Below are 8,896 nucleotides of genomic sequence, written 5' to 3' on the forward strand. Positions count from 1 at the left end.
GTCCTTAGAGGGAATACCTTTTAGGGTACTAACCCCGTAGTAGGCACTAATGCCTGAATCCACCAATAAGGGCGGCCGCATACCGAGAGTATCGGACGAGGACCTCCTCGACGTATTTCGGTCCACGGCCGACCCCGTCCTCTCGACGGCGGAAGTCGCCGACGCCGTCCCGATCAAACGCCGAGGGACGCTAAACCGGCTCCAGTCGCTCGAGGAGGACGGCGAGCTCGAGAGTAAACGGATCGGGGGGCGAAACACGGTGTGGTGGCTCGGCGACGAGGAGAGCCGCGAGACGCCGTCGAGAGACGCCTCGCCGAGTACCTCCGGGGAACACCCGGAGGACGAGAGGACGCCCGTCACGGACGCGAGCGCGGACACTCCGGACGAGGAGGACTTTTTCCCCGACCTTCGGGACGAGATACCCGGGAGCGGGGAGCACCTCGAAGGGCGGGTACAAGCCGTCCGGGATATTTACGACTACCTGAAAGAGAACGGGACCGGGCGACGGTCGGATTTTGAAGACGTGGTTAACGTCGAGGCGACCGGATACAAAGATTTCAATTCGTTCTACACAAACGCCGTGACGGTCCCGGGGATTCTCTCAAAGCTCCCGGGTGTCAACTCTCCAGGCGAGGGCGGACACGTCTATATCTACGAACCATGACCGAGGACGCCGCCCCCGACGCCGTCGACCCGGAGGACGCGCGGCCGGAGGGACATTACCCCCGGTTCGACAGTAACACCTGGCACTACGTCCCCGAGGAGTTAGCACAGACAATATCGTTAGGCCCCGCCGGCGACGGCGAGCCGGGCCAGGACTGGGTTCTTTCCTACACCCCGGAGCGACGGAACCCCGAGGACCGCGAGAAGGTCTTTGTTCGGTTAACCCCGCGAGCGCTGGAGGAGCTGTATGTCGAAACAAAGGACCTCTCACCCGACGCCCGCCAGGCGGGCCACACCGCCGAGTGTGACCTTTGCGGGGAGTCTGTCCCCCTGGAGAAGGCCGTCCCGAACAAACGCGAGGAGCCGGTACACAAACGCTGTTACAAAGACGCCTACGGCGGGCCGGAGTGGCTCGAGCACTACTAACCATGTCCGACGACGACGCCGGCGAGATCGAGTACGTGACGCCGTCAAAAGAGTATCTCCGGCGACGGCTTCAGGTGATGGACCCGTACGCTTTCGAGGAGTTTGTCGCCGACGTATGGGAACACCTCGGGTGGCACACGCGGGTAGTGGGGGAACCCGGCGACCAGGGGATCGACGTGATCGCGACGGACGGCGAGGACAAGCAACTCATTCAGGCAAAGCGGTACGGCCCGAATACGACAGTCGGCTCGCCCGAGGTACAGCAGTACGCGAGCCTGCGGCTCCAAGAGGAGAACGTAAACCAGGTGACTATCGTAACGACGGGGGAGTTCTCTCGCCAGGCCGAGGAGCTCGCGCCGGACCTCGACGTGATCCTCGTCGACGGCGAGAACCTGCTCGGGATACTTGAGGAGTTAGAAGCCTTTGAGGTGTTCGTCGAGCACTTCGACGACATTCAGTTAGAGTCGGCCGCCGACGCCGACACACGCGAGCGGGAGGACGAAAGCCTGCTCGGACGGATTCAGTCGTGGCTCGGGTGAGTCGGTATAAACGCCCGTCGTCGTCGACGCTTTCGGCCTTAACCAACGCCCCGGCCGAACACCCCGCCGGTGTTGGTTAAGCTCCTCTCGGCCCGAGCGGCCTGGAGCGACTAGACAGCAACTTTGGGAGGGTATCCCCCTCATATATCGGTTGATCTTTCGGCTGTCAGGGTGGGGTAAATCGCCGCACGGGGCTACATGACACCTGAAAATCGCCCCGTGACGGCTGTCGGGGGAGGTGTCTAGGTGGGGAGCGATATGGTGTCTACAAAAGCCCCGACAGTCGCCGACGCCCGTCTAAGGAATTAACCGCCGACCACCCCCCCGGATTGGCATAAACATATTTACCCCCGGCTTCAACCAGGTGGTATGAGTTCGAGCGTAGGGGCGACGACAATCGGCCCGGTCGAACACTCGGTGAGAGACGCCGTCGCCGAGTACCGGGACGAGAACGATCACCCGAATTATAACGCCGCGCTCCAGGCTCTGCTCGAGGAGGTGGAGCAGTAACGACGCCGGCGAGGGGGACAGACGCCTCTCGCCGGTGTTGAATCGAACGACGGCGGGACCGGACTACTTTGGAAGGTGGATCGGTCTTATCGCCGTCGAAAGGGTTTGTGGGCGAAGGCGCGGGAGACGCCTCGGGTGAGACGCCTCGGGGCGTGGCCTTCTACCTGGGTGTTGTACGCCCGGGTTGAAGGCCTTTACTCCTCTCGCGCTCGCCCCGGTTCGCCCTCGTACGGGCCTCAAAACACCGGAAATGCGCGACACTACCGCCGAAGGAACGAACGCACCGACCTACGAACACTCCCCGAGCACCGGGTGGCGCGAGATCGCCGAGCAAATGCACGCCCCCCGAGCGCACGCTGTCGAACCCGGGAACGACGCCGACGACGACGCCGAGAATCTGGAGGTTTTCGACACTATGCTTCAAGAGACAACTCCGACGCCGGAGGTGGCACCGTGACCCTGACCGTCGACGAGTGGCGTCAGCTCCTCGACGCCGTCGACGGACAGACAACCGCCGGCGAGGTGGCCCGCGCCCTCGCCGACGCCCGCGACATATCGGACAGTCGCGCGTACGACCTCGTCGAGGACGCCCTCGAAACGGGACCGCTCGCCGAGCAGGACACCGGCGGGAGTTTTCCCGAGGTGATCCTCGAGGACGCCGACACCGACGACGACGCCGGCGAGGAGGGGGGTTCTCCCGACGCTACCCCCACCCCTGAGCCGGAGAAAACGGGTTCCTCGACGCCCGAGAGCGACGAAAATCGGGTTTCAAACCCGCCGGCGGTTGAGGGCGGTGTGTATCCCGAGGACCTCGCCGAGACCGATCAATGGCTTACCTGGAAGCCCACCGACGACGGCCGAAAGGTCCCGCGAGCACCATACGCAAACCCCGAGTGGCCCGACAAATTCGTTTCAGCACAAGACCCCGAGGTATGGACGTCCTTCGGGACGGCGACCGACTGGAGCGATAAACTCGACGGCTACGGGGTGGCCTTCAATATCCGCGACCGCGAGGAGTACCCCGACGAGGACGCCGTCCTGATTGATTACGACGACGCCCGCAACCCCGAGACCGGACGGATTCACCCGGTTGTCCTCGAGCATATCCGGCGAGCCGAGAGTTACGCCGACGTGAGCACCTCCGGGACGGGGGTTCACATTTTCGTCCGGGGACAGCTCCCCGAGGACGTCAAAGCGATTGACGCCGACCTCCCCGACGCCGAGGGGTTCGAGGACGCCGAGATTGAAGTGTACGACTCGGCCCGGTTTAGTGCCATGACCGGCGACCACATTCAGGGGACGCCGGCCGAAACCTCCAATTGCCAGGCCTTTCTCGACGACCTCGCGGAGGAGTACGCGACTGTCGCCGAGGGGACGCCCGACGAAATGCTCCGGGATCCCGAAAAGTCCCGCGAGGAGATTCACTCGGTCGACACCACGGCCGATATGCAGGATGTTCTCGACGCGATCCAGCACACCGGCCCCCGAGATATACGACTCCGGTCGACCGTCACTCAAGAACGGGCGGACGGGAGTAAGTCCTTAGACCCGAGTTGGGCACAGTCCAAGAGCGGGACCCGACTAGCACAAGTCGACGGCGGCTGGGTGTATCGGAAGGGTATGGTCGGCCTCGACGCCCTCCAGGTGGTCGCCCTCGAGGAGCGGATTATCACGTCGGAAACGGATTACCCGAGCGGACAGGACTTTTGGGACGCCGTCGACGCCCTCCGGGCGCGAGGGGCGCATATCCCCGAGTACGAACCCGCCGAGGGTGACACCGAGCAGGTGGCAGTTCTCCCCCCGGCTGTCCGCGACCTCTCGACGGCCGCGAGCGGGTGGGACTGGCGACACACCGCCGAGCAGGGGGCACACTCCCTATCTATCGACGACGCTCGCGAGCGGACTAAGAACGATATTCACGACGCCTACGAAACCGGCGACCGAGTGTTGATCGAAGCCCTCCCGACAATGGGCAAGTCCTACGGCGCGATCAAAGCGGCCGCCGACGCCGGCGAGCAGATTACAGTCGTGACAAAGCGGGGGCACAAAGAGCAATATCAGCAATTCAAAGAGTGGGCCGACGAGTTCGGACTGTCCTACTACCAGCTCCCGAGCTTTACCCGGGACTGTGATACCGCAAACGGCGAACACGGCGAGGACTGGGCCGACGCCGTCCGGGACTGGTACAACCGGGGCGCGACCCCAAAGGAGATTCACAAAGCCGCCGAGTACGTCCTCGGCGAACCGCTCCCCTGCCAGCGGCATGAGGGCCAGCGGTGTCCCTACTCCTCAAAATGGGACTTTGACCCCGACGACTACGACGTTCTCATAGGCCACTACAAGCACCTATACCGAGAGAACACGGTGGTTAACGGTCGGACTGTCGTTATCGACGAGTTCGAGGACGGCGCTTTTGAGCAACACCTCGGGCTCGACCTCCAGGGCGCGGTGTCCTATTGGCTGGAGTGTACCGAGGGCGTCCCGTTCGACGACTACACCGACCTCCTCGAGAACCGCGACGACCCACAGAAACGCGCCGACGCGCTACTGTGGTTCGAGGAGCACGGTGTCGAACCCGACGAAACCCATGTGTTCGACGACGCGAGCGCACACGCGGCCGCCCCGCTCGCGGTCTTTACGACCCTCGCCGGCGACGACCTCGGGAACGGGTTTGAAAAAGCCGAGATCGAGGACGTGGGAACCGGGGTACGGAACCGCAAGACCGACGCGGTCTCAATTCTCCGGCCGCCGAGGTTAGATTACGCCTCGGGGGTGGTGGCACTAGACGGAACACCGACGAAACGACTGTGGGAGCTGTCCCTCGGCGAGCGGTTGAATCACCGACCCGTCCTCGACGACACCGAGCGGACCGAGTACGTCCGGGACGCTTTGAATCTCAATATCGTTCGGACTACCGAGTACGTCAAACCCTACAACTCGGCCGACCACGTCAACACCGAGCAGGACGCCGCCCTGCTGGAGGGAATCGTCGAGAACCACGGCGACCGCCCCTCGGTGATTACGTCCTCGACGGCGGAACACGAATACGACGCCGAGGACGTCCTCGAGTACGTCGACGAAACGAAACACTACGGAAACGTCCTCGGGAGCAACGAATTCAAAACCAAACGCCTCGGCGCGGTGATCGGGAGCAACCACTTCGGCGACGGGTTCATCAAGAAGTGGGGGGCGTACGCCGGCGAGGCGGTCGCCCGGAACGACGAGAAGGGCGCAGGGCTGTCCTACGGCGGGTTTGGCGACCGAGTGTTGACCCATATGCGGGAGCACGAAACCCTCCAAGCGACCATGCGGTTCGGGCGCGACGGGAACGGCGCGGTCGTCTATGTCCATACGAATACGCTCCCCGAGTGGGTCCCTCTCGCCGGCGAGGGGCGGGTGGTTACGACCTGGAGCGACGGGATGAAACACGTCGTTCGGACGCTCGAGGACCTCGACACCGCAACCACCGCCGAGATCGCCGACGCGGTCGACCTCTCCAGACAGCAGGTGTTTGACCACCTGGAGACACTCCGGGAGCGGGGCGTCCTCCAGCGGGAGCAGGACGCCGAGGACGGCCGCCGAGTTGTGTGGGTCGACGACGGCTTGCACCGGCTCGGCGAGCACGGCGAGGTGGAATTAGAACCCGTCGACCTAGAGGACCTCGACGACGAGGAGGTTCGTCAACTAGCGCGTAGTAGTATCTATACGTGGGAGTTTACGAACCGAGGCGGTTGTGGGGGCGGGTTACGCGAGCAGCTAGGTGAGACGCCGTCGACGACGCGGGAGGACCCACCGAGCGGGGGTGATCGGCCTCCAACCGACGCGGACTAACGGCAGAAACGCGGTGTGTTCCTCTCCCGCCGAGGAGCGACGGGTTTCTTTAGCGGGATCGCGCGAGCCTGTGGAATAACTCTCCCAGTAGGCGAACCGCTTAGTGGGGGATACCCGAACGATAAGACACCACAGTATGCTCGAATTTCCCAGTCACACACCCGAACACCGTAAGAATTGGACTGAAACCCCCAGGGTGACAGCAAAATGAGCACCGACGCGAACGCGGGCGCGAGGAGTGACGCCGAGGACACCGTCGAGACGGTGGATTACGACAGTATGCTCGCGGACCTCGACGTAGCGATTGAGGAGGCGAGGTATAAAATCGAAAACGGCCGAGTTCGAGACGCCGAGAAAGAGAAAGTCCGTATAAAGTGGGTTCGGGCGCTCGCCTACGCGGTAAACGTCCGTCGCCAGGTGGCGAACGACCGCGACCTCCAAGAGCTCGCCGAGGAGATTGAGGTGCTGAAAGAAGCCTATGAGTCGTAAGAGCAAACGGGAGATCGAGCGGGACCTCGAAACGCTCGGGGACACCGTCGACGGCTCCCGAACCGAGTTGATCGCGGGTATGATTATGTGGTGGGGAGAGGAGCCGGAGTTAACGGAGTATCTCGCCTCGCGGGGGTTTGTCGTCGAGCGGGAGGAGCGAACCCACGATAACGGACACCGGGACGTGTTACTACACCCAACGCCCGACGTGAAAGACGTGTTTCATTCAGTCACGTGGCACTATCCAGGCCCGACGACACCAAACGACGCGGTCCGTATTCGGTGGGACGCCGACGCCCGCGAGGAGGCCGTCGACGCCGCCGAGTATCCTGTCGAATACGACGCGCCGGACCTCCCCGAGGAGCCGATAACTGTCGTCGAGGGCGAGGGGTGGGCCGCCGTCGCCGAGGCGGACCTCGTCGCCGAAAATATGGTCGACCGACGCTCGAAGGCCGAGCAGGAGGGGCTAGAGATACTCGGGGAGGCCCCGCCGGTGTCTGACCGAGAGAAACACGACCTCGTCGAGATCGACGCCGCCCCGGTGGCTTACGGCGAGCGGTGAGAGAAAGACTAACGTCATTAGAGGGTACTACTGTCGTAACATAATGAGCACACTAAACGTCAAAGTCCCCGACGAAATGGAGGAGGACATTCAGGCCTTTCTCGAGGAGCACCCCCACTACCTGAATAAGAGTGAATTGGTCCGTGACGCGCTCCGGCACCTGATAGAATCCCCCCGACTGTCGGCTCGGGCTCGAGAGGATATTCGTATAAGCCGCGAGCAGATCGACGCCGGCGACACGGTCGCCCTCGAGGACCTCGAATGAAGGACGGCGTAGGTGTGTTGAGTCGCTTATATCGCGGGCGTGAGACGGGGCGGATATGACCGAGGTACTGCTATCGGAACGGGCGCGGGATCGGTTGTCGGACCTCGAAACCGAGATTCAAGAGCGGATCAAAGACGCCCTCCGGGAGCTCAATCCCGACCGGGACCTCTCGCGGCTGTCGGGCGAGGACGTGTATAAGCTCCGGGTGGGGGACTATCGGGTGATCGCCGATTGGGACCGCGAGGAGGGGAAAGTGTACGTCCTAACCGTGGGGCACCGGCGGAACATCTACGACCGCGACTGGTAGAATTCAGTTATCATCATCTGGCGGGTGAGCTAACCAGGCGATCCCGCCGAACAACCCCACGAAAAGCCCTCGGGCCAACGCCTGTGAGAGAAACCAACTATCCTGAAAGAGATAGAATTCATACAATTTATTCAGCATAGCGAAAGCGAACGCTAGCGCGATTAGAATAAAAACGACTGAGACGACTTTTCGGGTTGTCTGTGTGAATCCCATAATTATCACCTGGGGACGAGGTGGCTGTAAATCTGGTCCGTCGTTTGACGGTTTGCGTGACGTAACCGGAGCTGGACGTCCTCGAGGCGGTCGCCCTCGACTTGGATAATCCGATAGGCGACCGAGTGACGCAACGTATGGGGCGTAACGTCCTCGGGATCGCCGACGCCCCCGCCGGCGACGTGAGGGTGAATCTCGGCCTCGACGGCGAGCTTCTCAATCAATCGCTGGAGCGAACGGGTTGATAGACGGTCGCTCGACCGAGTGGGGAATAGCGCTCGGGTATCTTTCCAACGGTCCCGGAGGTACCGGCGTAGCAACCGGACCGTTTCGGATTGTAGTTCGAGGGTCGCCGGCGGTGGGCTGGAGCCTTTCTGTATCTCACTCGGGAGGTACACTGTCCCGGCTTCGAGATCGACGTGGTCGACGTCAAGAGCGCACAACTCTCCGGCGCGTAGGCCGGCGTCATACAGTAGGGCGACAATCGCCTCGTTACGGTCTTGAAGGTACGTCGGGACGGCCTCGGTGAGACACACGTCCCGCATTTGGTCGACCTGCTCGGGTTTGAGCCAGGTACGGGCGCGGCCGTTGCTATCGGTGTGTTGAACGTCGGGATTCGTTACGTCGGTGTGTGTCGTCGACATGGTTCTTAAACGGTGGTCGGTGGTTCGGGTGCGAACGTCGGGGTTTGTAGTAAACTACGACGTTCGCCGGACGCCGTGACACACCTCGAAGGGTGGGTACATTACAGTACGTCAGACAAAGCGGCCGGCGTTACTCCTCGCCGGCGCTCGGGTTCGGGGCCTCGAACCCCTCGCGGTAGCAGGGCCAACACGGGAGATCGGCCTCGGCGTCCCAACAGGCACAGTCCTCGGGACGGCCGTCAAAGTCGGTTAGTTCGGTGGCGGTTCCTTCTTGCGTGGGGAGTTCGTTCGTCGACATGGCTTTCCTCCAGAAAGCCGGCCTCGGTGTCCTAGCACCGGGGCGTTTCAACGCCCCCGAGGAGACCGTCTTTCCTTGCTCATACCTTAGAAGGCACTAACAATAAAACCACCGATTAGGCGCGTTTGTATCGGGTATTCTCGGGTTTA

12 protein-coding genes are annotated in these 8,896 nt (G+C 62.4%); 10 read left to right on the forward strand and 2 right to left on the reverse strand.

From position 1 onward, the window contains the following. Positions 1–49 precede the first annotated feature (49 nt). The 10 genes from MUG95_RS16765 to MUG95_RS16810 all read left to right on the forward strand — a co-directional run bounded on the left by MUG95_RS16765 (position 50) and on the right by MUG95_RS16810 (position 7,592). A complete protein-coding gene (locus MUG95_RS16765; protein WP_247010815.1) occupies positions 50–664 on the forward strand; it encodes a hypothetical protein in 615 nt (204 codons plus the stop codon). After that, positions 661–1,089, forward strand: coding sequence for a DUF8161 domain-containing protein (locus tag MUG95_RS16770; protein WP_247010816.1), 429 nt, complete (start codon positions 661–663; stop codon positions 1,087–1,089). Before MUG95_RS16765 ends, MUG95_RS16770 begins: the two co-directional genes overlap by 4 nt. Before the next feature lie 2 nt (positions 1,090–1,091). Further along, complete coding sequence (locus MUG95_RS16775) at positions 1,092–1,628, forward strand: restriction endonuclease (RefSeq protein ID WP_247010817.1); 537 nt, start codon at positions 1,092–1,094, stop codon at positions 1,626–1,628. Between the two features lie 369 nt (positions 1,629–1,997). Beyond that, the gene (locus tag MUG95_RS16780; protein ID WP_247010818.1) at positions 1,998–2,138 is read left to right on the forward strand and encodes a hypothetical protein; all 141 of its coding nucleotides are present in this window, start codon (positions 1,998–2,000) and stop codon (positions 2,136–2,138) included. Positions 2,139–2,388: 250 nt separating this feature from the next. Next, complete coding sequence (locus tag MUG95_RS16785; RefSeq protein WP_247010819.1) at positions 2,389–2,595, forward strand: hypothetical protein; 207 nt, start codon at positions 2,389–2,391, stop codon at positions 2,593–2,595. 185 nt (positions 2,596–2,780) lie between these two features. Beyond that, complete coding sequence (locus MUG95_RS16790) at positions 2,781–5,969, forward strand: MarR family transcriptional regulator (RefSeq protein ID WP_247010820.1); 3,189 nt, start codon at positions 2,781–2,783, stop codon at positions 5,967–5,969. Between the two features lie 207 nt (positions 5,970–6,176). Then, complete coding sequence (locus MUG95_RS16795) at positions 6,177–6,458, forward strand: DUF8136 domain-containing protein (RefSeq protein WP_247010809.1); 282 nt, start codon at positions 6,177–6,179, stop codon at positions 6,456–6,458. Continuing rightward, positions 6,448–7,020: a hypothetical protein gene (locus MUG95_RS16800; RefSeq protein ID WP_247010810.1), complete on the forward strand. Its 573-nt coding sequence runs from the start codon at positions 6,448–6,450 to the stop codon at positions 7,018–7,020. The genes MUG95_RS16795 and MUG95_RS16800 overlap by 11 nt, the downstream gene beginning before the upstream one ends. 43 nt (positions 7,021–7,063) lie before the next feature. Beyond that, complete coding sequence (locus tag MUG95_RS16805) at positions 7,064–7,285, forward strand: ribbon-helix-helix domain-containing protein (RefSeq protein ID WP_247010811.1); 222 nt, start codon at positions 7,064–7,066, stop codon at positions 7,283–7,285. A gap of 55 nt (positions 7,286–7,340) precedes the next feature. After that, positions 7,341–7,592 carry a type II toxin-antitoxin system RelE family toxin gene (locus tag MUG95_RS16810; protein WP_247010812.1) on the forward strand — a complete coding sequence of 84 codons (252 nt, stop codon included), beginning with the start codon at positions 7,341–7,343 and terminating at the stop codon, positions 7,590–7,592. A gap of 218 nt (positions 7,593–7,810) precedes the next feature. Here the strand turns inward: MUG95_RS16810 and MUG95_RS16815 are convergent, their stop codons facing one another. After that, positions 7,811–8,449 (reverse strand): site-specific integrase, encoded by a 639-nt coding sequence (locus tag MUG95_RS16815; RefSeq protein WP_247010813.1) that lies wholly within the window; start codon positions 8,447–8,449, stop codon positions 7,811–7,813. 130 nt (positions 8,450–8,579) lie between these two features. After that, positions 8,580–8,747, reverse strand: coding sequence for a hypothetical protein (locus tag MUG95_RS16820; RefSeq protein WP_247010814.1), 168 nt, complete (start codon positions 8,745–8,747; stop codon positions 8,580–8,582). Between the last annotated feature and the right edge of the window lie 149 nt (positions 8,748–8,896).

This window comes from Halorientalis litorea (genome assembly GCF_023028225.1).
In the GTDB taxonomy this organism is placed as follows: domain Archaea; phylum Halobacteriota; class Halobacteria; order Halobacteriales; family Haloarculaceae; genus Halorientalis; species Halorientalis litorea.